Source organism: Asanoa siamensis, assembly GCF_016862555.1.
In the GTDB taxonomy this organism is placed as follows: domain Bacteria; phylum Actinomycetota; class Actinomycetes; order Mycobacteriales; family Micromonosporaceae; genus Asanoa; species Asanoa siamensis.
Genome location: NZ_BONE01000082.1, coordinates 18,301 through 35,284 on the forward strand (window position 1 = coordinate 18,301; position 16,984 = coordinate 35,284).

A 16,984-nucleotide genomic window follows, 5' to 3' on the forward strand; every position below is an offset into this window, starting at 1 on the left:
TGGTGTCGGTCGGTAATGCTTTTCGTCGTGACGACGCCGCAAGATCTCGACGAACGGTTCCGGTCGGCGGTCGGCGAGCTCGCTCCCGGCTCGGCCGGCCTCCCCGACGGGATGCCCGCCGAGCTGGCCCGCGCCGTGTTCGACGCCCAGCTCACCAGCCGCCACCTCGACCTGGCCGCGCGCTGGTTGCGCAGCTTCGGCGAGGGTTTCTACACGATCGGGTCCGCCGGGCACGAGAGCGACGCGGTGGTCGCCGCGGCCGTCCGGCACACCGACCCGGCCTTCCTGCACTACCGGTCCGGCGCCTTCTACGCCGCGCGCGTCGCACAGGGCGGCACCGCCGACCCGGTCGCCGACACCGCCCGTGACGTGCTGCGCGGCGTGGTGGCGTCGGCCAGCGAGCCGATCGCCGGCGGCCGGCACAAGGTCTTCGGCAACGCCGCGCACCACGTCGTGCCGACCACCTCGACGATCGCCTCGCACCTGCCCCGCGCGGTGGGCGCGGCGTTCGCGATCGAGCGCCTCCGCAAGGTCAACGGCAACGGCGATCCGGGTACGCCGTGGGCGGCGGACGCGATCGTCGTCTGCTCGTTCGGCGACGCCTCGACCAACCACGCGACGGCGACGGCGGCCTTCAACACGGCCGGCTGGATCGACCACACCGGGCTGCGGCTGCCGGTGCTGTTCGTCTGCGAGGACAACGGCATCGGGATCAGCGTGAAGTCGCCCGACGGCTGGGTCGAGAAGACGCTGCGGGCGAAGCCGGGCCTGCGCTACTTCGCCGCGGACGGCGCCGACCCGGTCGGCGCGTACGCGACCGCCGCCGAGGCCGCCGCGTACGTGCGCCGCACCCGCAAGCCGGCCGTGCTGCACCTGCGGACCGTCCGGTTCATGGGGCACGCCGGCGCGGACGCCGAGGTGGCCTACCGCCCGGCCGCCGACCTCGACCGCGACCTGGCCCGCGACCCGGTGGTCGCGACCGCCCGGCTGCTGGTCGAGGCCGGGCTGGCCAGCCCGGAAGAGGTGCTCGCCCGCTACGACGAGGTCGGCTGGCAGGTGCGCAAGGTCGCCGAGGAGGTGCTCGGCGAGCCGAAGCTGACCAGTCCCGGCGAGGTCGTGGCCACGCTGGCGCCGAGGCGGCCGGTGCGGGTCGCCCGTACCGTGTCGGACCTGTCCGGTCTGGCGACCACGGACCGCGCGGCCGCCTTCGGTGGGCGGCTCCCCGAGGACGCCGGCCCGCTCACCCTGGCCCAGACGATCAACGCCGCGCTCGCGGACGGCCTGGCCGCCAACCCCAAGATGGCCGTCTTCGGCGAGGACGTGGCGGCCAAGGGCGGCGTGTACGGCGTGACCAAGGGCCTGCGCGAGCGGTTCGGCGCGACCCGGGTCTTCGACACGCTGCTCGACGAGACCTCGATCCTGGGGCTGGGCCTCGGCGCCGGGCTGGCCGGGATGCTGCCCGTCCCGGAGATCCAATACCTGGCCTACCTGCACAACGCCGAGGACCAGTTGCGCGGTGAGGCCGCCACGATGCAGTTCTTCTCCGGCGGCGCCTACCGCAACCCGATGGTCGTGCGGATCGCCGGGCTCGCGTACCAGGAGGGTTTCGGCGGGCACTTCCACAACGACAACTCGGTCGCCGTGCTGCGCGACATCCCGGGCCTGGTGGTGGCGGTGCCGGCCCGCGCCGACGACGCCGCGCCGCTGCTGCGCACCTGCCTGGCCTCCGCCGCGGTCGACGGCAGCGTCTGCGTGTTCCTGGAGCCGATCGCGCTCTACCACACGCGTGACCTCTACGAGGACGGCGACAACGAGTGGCTCGCGCCGTACCTTGCGCCGTCGTCCTGGGCCGACGCCCACGTGCCGATCGGCCGCGCCCGGGTCTACCACGTCGGCTCGGCCGAGGACCTGACGATCATCACCTTCGGCAACGGCGTACGGATGTCGCTGCGGGTCGCTGCCCGGCTCGTGGAGGAGGGCATCGGCGCGCGCGTGGTCGACCTGCGCTGGCTCGCCCCGCTCCCCGTGGCCGATGTGATCCGCGAGTCATCGGCCACCGGCCGCGTTCTTGTCGTGGACGAGACACGACGCTCAGGCGGGGTCGGAGAGGGCGTTCTCGCGGCCCTGGTCGACGCCGGATATGTCGGATCTGTTAGCCGGATCGCGTCCGTCGACTCCTTCGTCCCGCTCGGTCCCGCGGCCAGAGAAGTCCTGGTGGCAGAGGATGCGATCACTCAGGGTGCCCGAGCCCTCCTGGCACGGTAAATTTCCCCGGGGGACCCGAAAGTCCGAGTAACGAATCCGGCTCGCCGGAAAATCGAGCCCGGATCGGTCGGTGCGCCACTTGCGCGCGAGCCGCCGACTGTGTGGACTTTGCGGGAACTACACCGAATGAGGGAGGCACGCAACAGTGAGCGCCACCGCAGGTCAGGCCGCCGACGGCGTAAAGAGCCTGGCGGACCGGTTCGGCATCGAGCCGGGGATGGTCGTCATGGAGATGGGGTACGACGACGACGTCGACCAGGATCTCCGCGATGCCCTGACCGACCGCGCCGGTGAGTTGGTCGACGAAGACACCGACGAGGTGGTCGACGCGGTGCTCCTCTGGTACCGCGACGGCGACGGCGACCTCTTCGAGATGCTCGTCGAGACTCTCGGACCACTGGCCGGCAACGGCGTCGTCTGGCTACTGACGCCCAAGGCCGGTCGCGACGGCCACGTCGAGCCGAGCGAGGTCACCGAACTCGCGCCGACGGCGGGCCTGCAGCAGACGTCGACGGTCAACGCCGGCAAGGACTGGACCGCGGCGAGGCTCGTGGTGCCCCGCGGGTCCCGCAAGAAGTGATGCCGCTGGTCGGCACGCCGGCTCCGGACTTCACGCTCAAGGACCAGAACAACCAGGAGGTACGACTCTCGTCGTACGCCGGGTCCCGCGCGGTCCTGTTGGTGTTCTATCCGCTCGCCTTCTCCGGGACGTGCGGCGGCGAGATGGCGGCGCTGGAGAAGGCGCTGCCATCGTTCACGTCGGCCGGCGTCGAGGTGTTGACGATCAGTGTCGACTCGGTCTACGCCCACAAGGTCTGGCTCGACCGCGAGTCGTGGTCGCTGCGCATGCTGTCGGACTTCTGGCCCCACGGCGCGGTGGCATCGTCGTACGGGGTCTTCAACACGACGGCGGGCTTCGCGGACCGCGGCACGTTCCTGATCGACCGGGCCGGCGTGATCAGATGGTCGGAGCACCAGGGACCGGGCGCGGCGCGCGACACGGCCGTGTGGCTGTCCGCGGTGGCCTCCCTGGACGACGGCTGACAGAAACCTGGTCGGGTAAGCTTCGCCCGGTCCGGGGCGCGTAGCTCAGCGGAAGAGCACTCGCCTTACAAGCGAGGGGTCGCAGGTTCGAACCCTGCCGCGCCCACCCGAATCGCTTGCTAGTCCGTGTCCGCTGCGCGGCCACGGACTAGGAAGCGATTCGGCATTCCGATTCCGGGGGCGACCCCCGGAGGCCCCACGGTCTGGTGGGTGCGGTCCGCGGTTCTGCGGCGAGATCAGACCCGACGTCAGCGTCGGGCCTGCCCTCGCGCGGGCGCCGGCTGGCATGATCTGTGCGGTGAGCGACTGGGGCCGGTTCCTGCGGGAGGTTTCCTGGTTTCTCCGGCCTGGTGAGGCCGTCGAGGTGGGTGCTTCGCGGGCGTGGACGCGCGGGGCGGTCGACGGGTTGCCGGCACTCTCCTCGTTGCTCGCCGCCACGACCGTGACGCCGGTGTCCGTGGGTGGTGAGCCTTACGAGTTGCTGGCGTGGGGGGCGGCGGACGAGCGGCGGGGGTGGCTGTGCCGCCCGCCTCAGGACGGGGACGTGGGCGCTGTTTCCGGTGCGCACGAGAGCTTCTGGAAGGTGTGCGGCGGGATCGTCGAGCGGTTCGGCGAACCCGACACCTGGTGGACCAACCAGAACGAGGTGCTCACGGTCGAGGCCACCCGCGTAGGGGTCGCCGAGGTTCTCGCGGATTACGCGTGGCTCTGGGAGGACAACGGCCTCACCCTGCCCGTGCGCCCGGAGGACTACTACGCGGTCGCGGTGGAGGCGAACGGGAACCTGACGCTGGCGCACCGCACCGACGGGCGGTTGCTGCTCTTCGCACCGGACCACGCGTTCGCACACGTCACGCCACTGGCGGGCTGCCCGCCCTACTCACTGCTCACGCTCGACCACGTGCCCGACCTGACGGGCTGGATAGAGCAATGCGCCACGGCCTGGCGGTGATGGAGTGTAGGCAGTCCCCACCGGTCGCGGAGGCCAAGATCCTTCCGTTGAGCCACGGCCGCGCGGTCCCGCCTTTCCCGTAGCGTTCCGGGCATGCCTGAACCGTTCGTGGCGCGTACCGGGGCCGATGTTCTCGACGACCTTCGCCGGCGGTTGCGGGCGACCCGCTGGCCCGACGCGCCCGAGGACGCCGGGTGGTCGGAGGGCACCGATGTCGCGTACCTGCGCGATCTTGTCGCCTACTGGGCCGATGGCTTCGACTGGCCCGCTCAGGAAGCCGCGCTGAACCGGCTGCCCCGCTACACGACCGATATCGCCGGGCACCACGTCCACTTCGTCCATGCCCGCGCCGACACCCCCGCGTTGCCGATCGTGCTCAGTCATGGCTGGCCCGACTCGTTCTGGCGTTACACCAAGGTCATTCCGCTGCTGACCGATCCGGGTGCGCACGGCGGCGATCCCGCCGATGCGTTCGACGTCGTGGTGCCGGACATGCCCGGGTACGGCTACTCCGCCCGGCCCACCGGGACCGCCCCCGACACCGTCGCGGTCGCCGGGCTGTGGGCGCGGCTCATGAGCGATCTCGGCTACGACCGGTTCGGTGCGGCCGGCGGTGACATCGGCAGCGGGGTCAGCCGCTACCTGGCCCTCGACCACCCCGACCGGGTCGTCGCCGTGCACCGCATGGACGCCGGCCTGCCCGTCTACGTCGGCGACCGCGCCGATCTCGCTCCCGAGGAGCGCGACTTCCTCGACGGTGCCATGGCCTGGGGCATGACGGAGGGCGCGTACGCCGCCATGCACCGGACCAGGCCGCAGACCGCCGCGGTCGGGCTCACCGACTCGCCGGCCGGGCTCGCCGCCTGGATCGTGGAGAAGCTGCGTGCCTGGAGCGACTGCGGCGGCGACGTCGAACGCGCCTTCTCCCGCGACGAGATCCTCACCAACGTCACCATCTACTGGCTCACCGGGACGATCGGCTCAGCCATGCGGATGTACCGCGCGAACGGCGCCATCCCCGCCGCCCAGCACGCCCGCCGCGTCGAGGTGCCGTCCGGCTTCTCGCTGTTTCCCGCCGACCTCGTGCGGCCGCCGCGGGCCTGGCTCGACCGGGTCGCCAACACCGTGCGCGTCACCGAGCCCGCGCGCGGCGGCCATTTCGCCCCGTTCGAAGAGCCGCAGGTGTACGCCGAGGAACTGCGCGCGTTCTTCCGACCCGTCCGTCCGTAGAACGGGCCGATGCCGGTCACGAACGGCGCAATTTTCGGCGCTTCGGGTCGGCGCCGCCGCAGATGGATTACGTTTCGGCCGTGGGTGACCTTCTGGACGACTACCGCAAAGCGGCCGGGCCGCTCCCCCAGCAGCACAGCCTGTGGCGACTGACCGGCCCGGGACTGTCCGACCTGGAACCGCCGGCGGCCGAGCCGTTGCCGGTGCCGGGCGCCGACGAGTTGCTCGTGCGGCACGACGCCGTCAGCCTGTGCGCCTCCGACGCGAAGATCGCGCGACTCGGCCTCGACCATCCGCGCGTCCGGCGGTTTCCAGTCGTCCCCGGGCACGAGGTGTCGCTCACGGTGGCGGCCGTGGGTCCACGACTGCGCGACGCGTACGCGCCCGGCGACCGCTTCGTCGTCCAGGCCGACATGACCGTCGGCGGGGTCGCCCGGGCGTACGGGTACGACCTGCCCGGCGGTCTCGCCCAGTACGCCGTGCTCGGCGCGGAGGCGTTGGCCTACCTCGTACCCGTGCGGTCCGGCACCGGTTATGCCGAGGCGGCGCTCGCCGAGCCCTGGGCCTGCGTCGAGGCCGCCTACGCCGCTTCCTACCGCAGCACCTGGCAGGCCGGCGGCACGGTGTGGCTGACCGGCGACGGCGCCGGGGCCGACCTGGGCGCCGCGGCCGGCTGGCGCCCCGACCGGGTGCACCTCGACGTCCGCGACGACATTTTCGCCGAACGGGTACGCGCGTGGGCGCACGCGTCCGGCGTGGAAGTGGTCGCCGGCCCACCGCAGGCCGCCGTGGACGACGCCGTGGTGCTCGGGCCCGATCCCGACCGCGTCGAACGCGCCCTGGCCGCGCTGGCACCACACGGCACCTGCGCCCTGGTCACGGTCGCGCCGTTGCCGCGGCCCGTGCGGGTCGACGTCGGACGGCTCCACTACGACGGGCTGGCCCTGATGGGCACGGCGCACCAGGACCTTTCGGCCGCGTACACGCCGATCCGCACCGAGCTCGCCCCCGGCGGACGCCTCTGGCTGCTGGGTGCCGGCGGGCCGATGGGCCGGATGCACCTGCGGCGCGCACTCCAGCGCGACGGGGCGCCGGCGAGCATCATCGCGAGCGACCGCAGCGGACGCTCGGCGAACACCTTCGGCGGTTTCACCCCGCCGACGGTCACGTTCCTCTCGGAGCGGGAGTGCGGCGACGCGGAGACGCTGGCGAAGCGGCTGAACGAGGCGACCGGTGGGCTCGGCTTCGACGACGTCGTGGTGGCGGCGCCGAGCGCGCGGGCCGTCGAGGCGGCGTTCGAGCACCTGGCCGACGGTGGAGTGATCAACCTGTTCGCCGGGCTGCCGCCGGGAACGCTGTGCGCGTGGGACGTCACCGCGGTCGCGCACCGCGGCGTGCGTGCCGTCGGCACCAGCGGCTCGTCGGTCGCCGACCTGCGCCGGGCCCGCGACCGCATCGAGGCTGGCGTGCTCCAGCCGAACCGGTCGGTCGCCGCGGTCGCCGGGCTGGACGGTGCGCCGGAAGCGCTGCGTGCCGTGGCCGAGAACCGCTTCGGCGGCAAGGTGCTGATCTTCCCCAACCTGAGCCGGCCGCTGCCGCTGACCCCGCTGGCCGAGCTGGCGGGCGTGCTGCCCGGGGTCGCGGCCCGGTTGGAGCGTGGACACTGGACGGTCGCCGCCGAGGAGGAGCTGCTGCGCGCGCTGATCTGAGCGCCACACAGTATTCTCCGGCGCCATGAGCTACGACCTGACGTTCCTGCCCAAGACCGACGACCAGTCCTGGGAAGAGGCGATGGCGGCCGCCGAAGAGGCCGAGGACGGCGACGCGCCGAGTGCGCAGGTGTGGGCGGAGCTGCTCGCGGCCGCCCGGCAGGAGCTCGGCGAGGTGGAGGTCTTCGAGAGCGAGGACTCGTACGAGCTGGACCACGAGCCGTCCGGCATCCAGCTCAGCTACTACGCCGGCGAGGCGGCGATCTCGGTTCCCTACTGGCACCGCGCCGAGCGGGCCCGGGCCGTCGTCGACTCGATCTACCGGCTCGGCGCGGCGGTCGAGCGGTTGACGGGGCTGCGGGGCTTCGACCCGCAGCTCGAGCTGCCGCTGACGGAGGCCGCCGCGCGGCACGATCTCGCGGTCGAGACGTTCGACCGGGTCGCCGCCTCCTTCGCCGAACGCGGCATCGAGAGCCCCAGCCACCATTGACGACGACCGTTACGGTGGGCCGGTGGGGGCGCGTAGCTCAGCGGTAGAGCACTCGCCTTACAAGCGAGAAGTCGCAGGTTCGAAACCTGCCGCGCCCACCGAATGGCTTGCTAAATCATGTCCGCTGGCGCGGCCACGATTTAGGAAGCCATTCGTGATTCCGATTCCGGGGGCGACCCCCGGAGGCCCCACGGTGGGTGGGCGCCGTGCGCGGTATGCGCGAGGGCAGGACGTCGCGTCGGCTGTCACCTGACGCGTCCACCGTCCTCAGGGGTCTATCGGGAGCATGGGGTGGTTTTCGGCTGGAGTGTGGCGGTGGGCGCGGCAGCGGCCGCCGCCTGTGGCTGTGCCGCAGCGGCCGCCCGCCCGCCTCGGGGCGCCGCACTGCACCGCGGGGTCGTGGACGTGGCAGAGGCCGGACGGGCGTGGGCCGATCGGGCAGCGGAAACCCTTGCGGGTGATGGCCCGGCAACGACGGTTCGGGAGACTCATCCGCGGCACGCTAGGAGCGGCCGGCCGCGGCCGCGGGGCCGATGCGGGAAACCGGGCCTGCCGGCGGCGATCGTTACGGATCGGAGACGCGGCGATCTCGATCACATTCGTGGGAGCGGTTCACCAGGCGTAACACGCGGCGGCTTTGATTCGCGGCATGGATCTGACGACGATCGCCGAACGTGTCGAGGCCGAGGTCACCGAACTGCTGGGCGCGGTCACGCCCGACCAGGCGCGGGCGGCGCTCGGCATGGCCGTCGAGCACATCGGCGGCGGCGTGGTGATCTCGCTGCGCGACGACCCGACCGGCGGGCACTTCAACCGCGTCCTCGGGCTCGGGATCACCGAGCCGGTCACGGCACGCGTGGTCGCCGGCGTGCTCGACTTCCACCGGCGGCAGGGCAGCCCGGCATGCACCTTCCAGATCCCGCCGCACCTGCTGCCGGCCGACTGGGACGACATCGTCGCCGCGCACGGACTCATCCCGGGCAGCACGACCGTGAAGTTCGCCGGCGAGGTCGACGCCGTGAAGCCGGCCAGCACCGACCTGCGCGTCGGGCCGGTCGGTGACGACGAGATCGACACCTGGTCGGCGCTCGTCTGGGAGCTGTTCGGGGTGCCAGGACCCGACTTCCCGGCCGTCACCGCGGCGGCCGCCCGTACCCGGAACTATCAGGCGTTCGCCGCCTGGGACGGCGCCGAGATGGTCGCCGTGGCCGCCCTCTACGTCAACGGCGAGGCAGGCCAGCTCAACTCGGCCGCCACGCGGGAGACGCACCGCCGCCGCGGCGTCCAGGCCGCACTGATCGCCGCCCGCACCGCGCACGCCGCCGGGGCCGGCTGCCGCTGGGTCGTCTCCGAGACCGGGAAACCGCGGACCGAGGGCGGCAACCCGTCGCTCAACAACATGGCCCGCGCCGGGCTGACCCCGCTCTACGACCGCCCCGAGTGGGTCTGGCGTCCCGACGTTCAGGTCCGATAGCCGCCGGACCCGGCCGGCCGGAAACGGTTGGCTGGGTCGCATGACACACGAACTCTTCCGGTCCGGCCGTCCGCTGGTGCTGCCGAACGCCTGGGACGTGGCCAGCGCCAAGCTGATCGAGCGGGCCGGCGCGGTCGCGATCGCCACGACCAGCGCCGGCGTCGCCTGGGGGCTGGGCCACCGCGACGGTGGCGCGATCGGCCGGGCGGCGGCGCTCGAGATGGTGGCCCGGATCGTGGCCGCCACGTCCGTGCCGGTCACCGCCGACGTCGAGGACGGCTACGGCGACGTCGCCGGCACCGTCAAGGGCGTCGTCGATGCCGGAGCCGTCGGCGTCAACATCGAGGACGGCATCCACGCCGAGCCCGACCGGATCGCGACCGCCCGCCGGACCGCCGGCACCGACCTGTTCCTCAACGCCCGCGTCGACACGTACCTGCTGGGGATCGGCGCTCCGGAGAGGCGCCTCGACGAGACCCTCGACCGGGCCGCGGCCTACGTCGAGGCCGGCGCGGACGGCATCTTCGTCCCGGGCGTGACCGACGCCGACACCATCGCCGCCCTCGCGAAGGCCCTGCCCGTGCCGCTGAACGTCATGGCCGGCCCCGGCTCACCCGCCGTCGCGGACCTGGTCGCCCTCGGCGTCGCCCGGGTCAGCGTCGGGCCGGCGATCACCCTCGCCGCGTACGCCGCGACCCGTCGAGCCGCCCGCGAACTGCTCACGACCGGCACCTACGGCGCGCTCGACGGCGACACCCCGAGCGTCGCGGACATCGAGATGCTGATGGGGCAGTAACCGTACAAAGTGGTTACATGCATGCGGTCACATGGGATCAGGTGCTCCGCTGGCGGATGCGCCGGCACCATCTCGCCGGCGACAAGGCGACCGACCCCGTGGCCGTCGCGCGCCGCGTCGTCGGTGTGCACGCCCAGGTCGCCGCGTCCGCCGTCACGGCGACCGGGCTGCGCACCAGGAGCGCCACCACCCTCGACAGCCTGCTGTACGAGCAGCGCACGCTCGTGCGTACCTGGGCCGCCCGGGGCACGCTGCACCTGATCCCGGCCGACGACTACCCGGTCTGGGTCGCGGCGATGTCCACCCGCACGCGCGAGACGACCAACTCGTGGCTCCGCTACAACAACGTGACCGCCGAGCAGTTGCAGGACATCCTGGCCGCCCTCCCCGACGTGCTGGGCGCCGAGCCGCTGACCCGCGAGGAGCTCGCCGACGCGATCATCACGGCGACCGGCCACCAGGACCTGCGCGACCGGCTGACCCAGGGCTTCGGCACGCTGCTCAAGCCGGCCGCCTTCCGTGGTCTGCTCTGCTCCGGCCCACCGCGCGGCCGCAACGTCACGTTCGTCGCGCCGCGCGCGTGGCTGGGCGGCACCGAGCAGGCCGACACCGACGCCGCGATCGACCATCTCGTCAGCGACTATCTCGGCGCCTACGGACCCGCCGCGCCCGAGGAGTTCGCCCGCTGGTTCGACCTCACCCCGGCCCGGGCGAAGAAGGCGTTCAAGCGGCTCGACCTGGCCGAGGTCGACCTCGACGGCGAGACCACGTTCCTCCCACCGGAACACCTGGCCGACCTGGCCGGCCTCGCCACCAGATCAACGTCGGCGGTCGCGCTGCTGCCCGCCTTCGACCCCTACATCACCGGCAGCACCCGCCAGCTCGAGAAGATCGGCGCCGCGGGCCACAGGAGCGCGGTTTCGCGGCCGCAGGGCTGGATCTCCCCCACCCTCGTCGTCGACGGCTGGGTGCGCGGTGTCTGGGAGCCCGGAGACGACGGAAAGCCGAAGATCACCACCTTCGGGACACTCCCGGCGACGGTACGGAAGGCAGTGACCAAACTCTCGACTGGCGGCTGATCCGGGGCTACAGTCCGAGCCAGTTTCGGCTTACCGGCCGGTAACGACTCGAGGAGGCTGGATGCCGGAGCTGCCAGGCGGGTTCCTCTGGGGAGTGTCCACCTCCGCCTACCAGATCGAGGGTGCCGTCGCCGCCGACGGGCGCGGCGCGTCCATCTGGGACACCTTCAGCGCGGCGCCCGGCCGTATCGTCGACGGGACCTCCGGCGCGGTCGCCACCGATTCCTACCACCGCTACCCGGAGGACGTCGCGCTGCTGCGCGACCTCGGCGTCGGTGCCTACCGCTTCTCGGTCGCCTGGCCCCGGATCCAGCCCGACGGCACCGGCCCCGCCAACCAGCGGGGCCTCGACCACTACGAGCGGTTCACCGATGCCCTGCTCGAGGCGGGCATCGCGCCCGTCGCCACCCTGTTCCACTGGGACCTGCCGCAGCACCTGCAGGACAAGGGCGGCTGGCTCGACCGCGAGACGGCACACCGGTTCGGCGACTACGCGGCGCTGGTGGCCGAGCGCCTCGGCGACCGGATCAGCATGTGGATCACGCTGAACGAGCCCTTCGTACACATGTCGCTCGGTTATGCCCTGGGCACCCACGCACCCGGCGAGCAACTGCTCTTCGGCGCGTTCCCGGTGGCGCACCACCAGCTGCTCGGGCACGGGCTCGCCACCGCCGCGCTGCGCGACCACTCGGCCGGCCCGGTGGCGATCGCCAACAACTACTCCCCCGCCCGGCCGGTCAGCCAGGCGCCCGCCGACCTGGCCGCGGCGGCGGCCTACGACGCCCTGCACAACCGGGTCTTCACCGATCCGCTGCTCGGCCTCGGCTACCCGGAGGGCGCCGCCGACCTGTCCGTCGTCCGCGACGGTGACCTCGACGTGATCGCGGCGCCGCTGGACGCGTTGGGGGTCAACTACTACAACCCCACGGGTGTACGCGGCCCGGAGGACGGCAGCCCGCTGCCGTTCGAGATGGTCCCGCTGGACGGCTACCCGACCACGGCCTTCGGCTGGCCGGTGGCCCCCGACGGTTTGCACGAGTTGCTCGTCGGGCTGCACGGCCGGTACGGCGCGGCGCTGCCGCCGATCTACGTCACCGAGAGCGGCTGCGCGTACGACGACGTGGTGGCCCCCGACGGCACGTGCGACGACCCGGAGCGGATCGCCTACCTCGACGCCCACCTGGCCGCCCTGCACGCCGCGCGGGCGGACGGGGTCGACGTCCGCGGCTACTTCGTCTGGTCGCTGCTGGACAACTGGGAGTGGGCCGAGGGGTTCACCAAGCGGTTCGGGCTGGTGCACGTCGACTTCGCGACGCAGGCGCGTACCCCCAAGAGCTCCTTCGCCTGGTTGCGGGAGCGCATCCGTGACCACGGTTGACCCGGAGGCGTCCGCCCTGCCGGCGGCGCTCGCCGAGCCGGCCGTCCGGGTCCGCCGGGGTTGGATCGCGCTGCTCTTCTCCGCCAACCTCGGCCTCTGGATGGCGTTCTTCACGCCGATCCAGATCCTGCTGCCCAACCAGGTCGCCGCGATCGCGCCGGACGACAAGGAGACGATGCTCGCCTGGGCGATGGGCCTCGGCGCGATCGCCGCGATCGTCGCCAACCCGCTGGCCGGCGCGTTCTCGGACCGCACGACGCTGACGATCGGCGGGCGCGCGTTCGGCCGCCGGCACGTCTGGACGGTCGGCGGCGCGGTGCTCGGCGCGCTGTCGCTGGTGGCGCTCTCCCAGCAGAGGACGATCCTCGGCGTCACGCTGGCCTGGGTCGCCGCGCAGGCCTGCTTCAACGCGATGCTGGCCGCGCTGACCTCGGCGCTGCCCGACCGGGTTCCGGTCGACCAGCGCGGCGGCGTGTCCGGCTGGGCCGGCATCCCGCAGGCGCTCGGCCTGGTGGTCGGCGCGGTGCTGGTCACCACGGTGTTCACCGGCAACATGTCGGGCTATGTCGCGGTGGCGGTCGGGGTGCTGCTGCTCGGGCTGCCGTTCGCGTTGCTCACCGGCGACGACCCGCTGCCCCGGGAGCACCGGCCGCCGCTGTCCGGGCGTGAGCTGATCCGCGGCATGTGGATCAGCCCGCGCCGCTACCCGGACTTCGCCTGGGCCTGGGGCACCCGGTTCCTGGTGCAGGTCGGCAACGCGCTGGGCACGCTCTATCTCCTCTACTTCCTCGAGGACGGGGTGCACCACGCCGATCCCGAGGGCGGGCTGCTGATCCTGATCCTGCTCTACACGGCGGGCATGATGGCGACGGCCGTGGTGGCCGGGCGGCTGTCGGACCGCTCGGGGCGCCGCAAGATCTTCGTGGTCTGGTCCGGCGTGATCATGGCCGTGGCGGCGCTGATCCTGGCGATCTGGCCGATCTTCGCGGCCGCGGCGGTGGCGGCGGTGCTGCTCGGCGCCGGCTACGGGGCCTATTTGGCGGTCGACGCCGCGCTGATCACCCAGGTGCTGCCGGCGGCGACCAGCCGGGGCAAGGACCTCGGCGTGATCAACATCGCCAACTCGGCGCCCCAGGCGCTGGGCCCGTTCGGGGCCGCGTGGATCGTGGTCTACCTGGGCGGATATCCCACGTTGTACGCGGTGACCGCCGCCGTCACGCTGCTCGGCAGCGTCCTGGTGGGCAAGATCCGCTCGGTGCCGTAGGCGCCCGAACCGGACAAATGGCAGCGGGAAACCTGGTGGCGGAGCGCCCCGGGCGCGCCCGTACGCTTGACGGCGTGACGGTACGCGTGCGGTTCGCCCCATCCCCGACGGGAATGTTCCATGTCGGCGGCGCCCGGTCGGCGCTGCAGAACTGGATCTACGCCAAGCAGCACGGTGGCGCCTTCGTGCTGCGGGTCGAGGACACCGACGCCGCGCGCAACCGGCCCGAATGGACCGAGGGCATCCTCTCCGCGCTCGACTGGATCGGCATCGCGCGGGGCTCCTACGAGGGCCCCTATTTCCAGTCCGCCAACGCCGACGAGCAGCGGGCCGCCGCCGGCCGGCTCTACAGCGCCGGGCGGGCCTACTACTGCGACTGCACCCGCGAGATGGTGCAGGCCCGCACCGGCAACTCGTACGCCGGATATGACGGTTTTTGCCGTGACCGCAACCTCGGACCGGGCGAGGGCCGCGCCCTGCGCTTCCGCACCCCCGACGAGGGCGAGACCAGGGTCGTCGACCTGATCCGCGGCGAGCCGACCTTCGAGAACGCGAAGATCGAAGACTTCGTGATCGCCCGTGCCGACGGCTCGCCGGTGTTCCTGCTGGCCAACGTCGTCGACGACATCACCCAGGGCATCACACACGTGATCCGGGCCGAGGAACACCTGCCCAACACGCCCAAGCAGCAGTTGCTCTGGGACGCGCTCGGCGTCAAGCCGCCGATCTGGGCGCACGTGCCGGTGGTGGTCAACGAGAAGCGGCAGAAGCTGTCGAAGCGGCGCGACAAGGTCGCCCTGGAGGCCTACCGCGACGAGGGCTACCTCGCCGACGCGATGCGCAACTACCTGATGCTGCTGGGCTGGGCGCCGAGCAACGACCGCGAGATCGTGCCGTGGTCGGTGATCGAGGAGGAGTTCCGCCTCGAGGACGTCAACCCGTCCCCCGCGTTCTTCGACGAGAAGAAGTTGCGCGCGTTCAACGGCGAATACATCCGCGCCCTGACCGTCGACGGGTTCATCGCGGCCTGCCAGCCGTGGCTGACCGGCACCGCGACGATCCCGGCGCCGCCGTGGTCGCCCGCCGAGTTCGACGCGGCGGCGTTCGCGCAGGTGGCGCCGCTCGCGCAGACCCGGGTGGCGGTGCTCGGCGAGATCGTGGCCAACGTCGACTTCCTGTTCCTGGCCGAGCCCGCCGTCGACGAGGCGGCGTGGGCTAAGGCCATGAAGGACGGTGCGGCCGACCTGCTCGACGCCGCGGCGTCGGCCTACGAGGCTTTGTCCGAGTGGGAGGCTGGGGCGTTGAAGGACACGCTCGAGCAGGTGGGCGCGGAGCGGGGGCTGAAGCTGGGCAAGGCGCAGGCACCGGTACGCGTCGCCGTCACCGGGCGTTCCGTCGGCCTGCCGCTCTTCGAGTCGCTCGCCGTGCTCGGTCGCGAGCGCACCCTCGCGCGGATCCGCGCGGCCCGCGCCAAGCTCTGATCCCCGGTCCCCATCGGGTGGCGCCCGCCGGTTACGATGCCGGCCAGCCGATGATCACGGCGGTGTCCCTCCGACGAGTGTCACCGAGATGGCAGAAGCTGCAAATAACCCGACGGTCAGGTGCAACCTGCCGGCCGGTCGCGGAGTCTATGCATTAAGCACCAGCCAGCCATCGGAACGGGGCGAGGAGGACGGTGGTGGGGCGATCGGTCAGCAGGCGATTGTTATTGGTGGTGGCAGCGGGTTTCGTGCTCGCCGCGACCGCGGCGGCTCCGGCGCTCGCCGGGCCGCGTCCGGCCACTGTGGCCGGTCAGGCGCCCAAGGCACCCAAGCCCACCGCGGTGACCATCACCGGTGAGGGCATGGCCGACATCAGCGTCACCGCGCAGGAGAAGCCGCAGCTCTTCAACGACCTGCTCAAAGAGGTCAGCTTCCTCGGCGGCACGGGCAGCCAGATCAGCGCGCCGAAGACCGCGAGCCTGGGCCGGAAGTTCAGTGTGGTCGTGCACTACGACAACAAGCCGCGGTTCGCGTACGACCTCTATCCCATGGCCAGCGGCGGCCCCAAGGCCTTCCGCCCGGCGGCGCAGCCCGACAAGAAGAAGGCCAGCCCGGCCTGGTTCCTGGGCCGCATGACGATGTCCGAGGCCCTCCGCATCGCCGGCGCCCCGATCCCCGAGAAGCCCGACGTGATCAGCGGCGGCATCGGCGGCGGCGCCCGCGTGATCCCCGAAGACTCCCTGCCCACGGGCCGCGACCTCGACACGCTGCTGGCCGAGCTACGCCAACTCGTCCTGCTCAACGGCGGCGTGGTCCTGGTCCTGGCCTTCCTGGTGGCGGGCGTCGCGCTGATCATCCGGCACCGCACCCGCTAGCCCGAGCGGGCGATCACCGCTTCGATGAGGCGGATCTCGTCATCGAGATCCGCCGCGAACTCACTGTCCCAGTCGCCGCCCGCCGGTCCGGCCCCGAAGCGCCCGTTGACCTCGGAGTTGGCGAAGCCGAGCATCAAGGTCGAGATCAGCCGCTCGAGCCTGGGCACCTCGTCGGCCGGCACACCGGCGGCACGCAGAATCTCCTCGATCAGATCGTCGAGACGCCGCGACTCGGCGGTGGCACCGGGCCGCGACATGATCAGGGGGTACGCGCCGGGATGCCGCCGGGCAAGCGCCCGCACGGCCTTGGACACGGCCCGCAGCCGGTCCTGCCAGCCACCGTCGCCGTCGGCCATGGTCAGCAGCTCACCGAGCAGCCGCTCCACGATGGCGTCGAGCAGAGCATCCTTGCTACGCAGATACGGATAGAGCGCCATTGGCGAAAGCCCCAGCCGCTGCCCCACGGCCCGCATCGAAACGGCCTCGACCCCACTCTCATCGGCGAGCGCGATCGCCTGGTCGACAATCAGCCGCTGCTTCTCATCCATATCGGGCCAAAATCTACATCGCGGACGCTGCGCTCCCTAGCACCTGAGGCCCGCCGCGCGATCTAGGTAACCAACTGCCGCCCCCGGCGACATCTTCTACCAAGATCTCGTTTTGGGCGCGGCGGTGTGCGAATGCACGGACCGCAAATGCACGAAAGCGGAAGCAGACGGGAAGGCGCGGGGGCGGCGCGGCGCGGAAGCCCGCCGCGGCGCGCGGGAAGCGCGGCACGACACGCGGCACGGCGCGGCGCGGACGCCCGGCGGCGCGCGGGAAGCGCGGCACGCGCGAAGCGCGGCACCCCACGTGAGCACGGCGCGCGGGAAGCGCGGCGCGGGCGCGCGGGAAGCGCGGCGCGGGCGCGCGGGAAGCGCGGCGCGGGCGCGCGGGAAGCGCGGCGC

Annotated in this window: 15 protein-coding genes and 2 tRNA genes; 16 read left to right on the plus strand and 1 reads right to left on the minus strand. The window is 72.3% G+C overall.

Going from position 1 to position 16,984, the window contains the following annotated elements:
- The first annotated feature begins 15 nt into the window (after positions 1-15).
- The 16 genes from Asi02nite_RS33640 (at position 16) to Asi02nite_RS33715 (ending at position 16,037) form a co-directional block, all read left to right on the plus strand.
- Entirely contained in the window at positions 16-2,265 is a 2,250-nt protein-coding gene (locus Asi02nite_RS33640) for a thiamine pyrophosphate-dependent enzyme (protein ID WP_203718058.1), read from the plus strand.
- A 145-nt stretch (positions 2,266-2,410) separates the two neighbouring features.
- Positions 2,411-2,845 (plus strand): DUF3052 domain-containing protein, encoded by a 435-nt coding sequence (locus Asi02nite_RS33645; protein ID WP_203718059.1) that lies wholly within the window; start codon positions 2,411-2,413, stop codon positions 2,843-2,845.
- Positions 2,845-3,309 carry a peroxiredoxin gene (locus Asi02nite_RS33650; protein ID WP_203718060.1) on the plus strand — a complete coding sequence of 155 codons (465 nt, stop codon included), beginning with the start codon at positions 2,845-2,847 and terminating at the stop codon, positions 3,307-3,309. The genes Asi02nite_RS33645 and Asi02nite_RS33650 overlap by 1 nt, the downstream gene beginning before the upstream one ends.
- 34 nt (positions 3,310-3,343) lie before the next feature.
- A tRNA-Val gene (locus Asi02nite_RS33655) sits at positions 3,344-3,415 on the plus strand.
- Positions 3,416-3,607: 192 nt separating this feature from the next.
- Positions 3,608-4,261, plus strand: a complete 654-nt coding sequence (locus Asi02nite_RS33660) for a hypothetical protein (RefSeq protein WP_239127392.1) — start codon at positions 3,608-3,610, stop codon at positions 4,259-4,261.
- 93 nt (positions 4,262-4,354) lie between these two features.
- Positions 4,355-5,491: an epoxide hydrolase family protein gene (locus tag Asi02nite_RS33665; protein ID WP_203718061.1), complete on the plus strand. Its 1,137-nt coding sequence runs from the start codon at positions 4,355-4,357 to the stop codon at positions 5,489-5,491.
- Positions 5,492-5,571: 80 nt separating this feature from the next.
- A complete protein-coding gene (locus tag Asi02nite_RS33670) occupies positions 5,572-7,200 on the plus strand; it encodes an alcohol dehydrogenase catalytic domain-containing protein (protein ID WP_203718062.1) in 1,629 nt (542 codons plus the stop codon).
- Positions 7,201-7,225: 25 nt separating this feature from the next.
- A complete protein-coding gene (locus Asi02nite_RS33675) occupies positions 7,226-7,690 on the plus strand; it encodes a hypothetical protein (RefSeq protein WP_203718063.1) in 465 nt (154 codons plus the stop codon).
- A gap of 26 nt (positions 7,691-7,716) precedes the next feature.
- Positions 7,717-7,788, plus strand: a tRNA-Val gene (locus Asi02nite_RS33680).
- A 551-nt stretch (positions 7,789-8,339) separates the two neighbouring features.
- On the plus strand, positions 8,340-9,164 hold the full coding sequence (locus Asi02nite_RS33685; protein ID WP_203718064.1) for a GNAT family N-acetyltransferase: 825 nt from the start codon (positions 8,340-8,342) through the stop codon (positions 9,162-9,164).
- Positions 9,165-9,204: 40 nt separating this feature from the next.
- Entirely contained in the window at positions 9,205-9,960 is a 756-nt protein-coding gene (locus Asi02nite_RS33690) for an isocitrate lyase/PEP mutase family protein (RefSeq protein WP_203718065.1), read from the plus strand.
- Positions 9,961-9,977: 17 nt separating this feature from the next.
- The gene (locus Asi02nite_RS33695) at positions 9,978-11,039 is read left to right on the plus strand and encodes a winged helix DNA-binding domain-containing protein (RefSeq protein WP_203718066.1); all 1,062 of its coding nucleotides are present in this window, start codon (positions 9,978-9,980) and stop codon (positions 11,037-11,039) included.
- A gap of 61 nt (positions 11,040-11,100) precedes the next feature.
- Positions 11,101-12,417, plus strand: a complete 1,317-nt coding sequence (locus Asi02nite_RS33700) for a GH1 family beta-glucosidase (protein WP_203718067.1) — start codon at positions 11,101-11,103, stop codon at positions 12,415-12,417.
- Entirely contained in the window at positions 12,404-13,681 is a 1,278-nt protein-coding gene (locus tag Asi02nite_RS33705; protein ID WP_203718068.1) for an MFS transporter, read from the plus strand. The genes Asi02nite_RS33700 and Asi02nite_RS33705 overlap by 14 nt, the downstream gene beginning before the upstream one ends.
- Before the next feature lie 86 nt (positions 13,682-13,767).
- The gene (gltX, locus tag Asi02nite_RS33710; protein WP_275410424.1) at positions 13,768-15,162 is read left to right on the plus strand and encodes a glutamate--tRNA ligase; all 1,395 of its coding nucleotides are present in this window, start codon (positions 13,768-13,770) and stop codon (positions 15,160-15,162) included.
- 233 nt (positions 15,163-15,395) lie between these two features.
- Positions 15,396-16,037, plus strand: a complete 642-nt coding sequence (locus Asi02nite_RS33715) for a hypothetical protein (RefSeq protein WP_203718070.1) — start codon at positions 15,396-15,398, stop codon at positions 16,035-16,037.
- On the opposite strand, the gene Asi02nite_RS33720 is transcribed toward Asi02nite_RS33715, so the two are convergent.
- A complete protein-coding gene (locus Asi02nite_RS33720) occupies positions 16,034-16,585 on the minus strand; it encodes a TetR/AcrR family transcriptional regulator (protein ID WP_203718071.1) in 552 nt (183 codons plus the stop codon). The two genes, Asi02nite_RS33715 and Asi02nite_RS33720, sit on opposite strands and share 4 nt — an antisense overlap.
- Positions 16,586-16,984: the final 399 nt, after the last annotated feature.

What these genes read in the sequence shown, in the direction of transcription:
- Asi02nite_RS33650 (WP_203718060.1), top strand. Translation starts at nt 2,845, where the DNA reads ATGCCGCTGGTCGGCACGCCGGCTCCGGACTTCACGCTCAAGGACCAG.
- Asi02nite_RS33695 (WP_203718066.1), top strand. Translation starts at nt 9,978, where the DNA reads ATGCATGCGGTCACATGGGATCAGGTGCTCCGCTGGCGGATGCGCCGG.
- Asi02nite_RS33640 (WP_203718058.1), top strand. Translation starts at nt 16, where the DNA reads ATGCTTTTCGTCGTGACGACGCCGCAAGATCTCGACGAACGGTTCCGG.
- Asi02nite_RS33700 (WP_203718067.1), top strand. Translation starts at nt 11,101, where the DNA reads ATGCCGGAGCTGCCAGGCGGGTTCCTCTGGGGAGTGTCCACCTCCGCC.
- Asi02nite_RS33720 (WP_203718071.1), bottom strand. Translation starts at nt 16,585, where the DNA reads ATGGATGAGAAGCAGCGGCTGATTGTCGACCAGGCGATCGCGCTCGCC.
- Asi02nite_RS33690 (WP_203718065.1), top strand. Translation starts at nt 9,205, where the DNA reads ATGACACACGAACTCTTCCGGTCCGGCCGTCCGCTGGTGCTGCCGAAC.
- Asi02nite_RS33665 (WP_203718061.1), top strand. Translation starts at nt 4,355, where the DNA reads ATGCCTGAACCGTTCGTGGCGCGTACCGGGGCCGATGTTCTCGACGAC.
- Asi02nite_RS33675 (WP_203718063.1), top strand. Translation starts at nt 7,226, where the DNA reads ATGAGCTACGACCTGACGTTCCTGCCCAAGACCGACGACCAGTCCTGG.
- Asi02nite_RS33685 (WP_203718064.1), top strand. Translation starts at nt 8,340, where the DNA reads ATGGATCTGACGACGATCGCCGAACGTGTCGAGGCCGAGGTCACCGAA.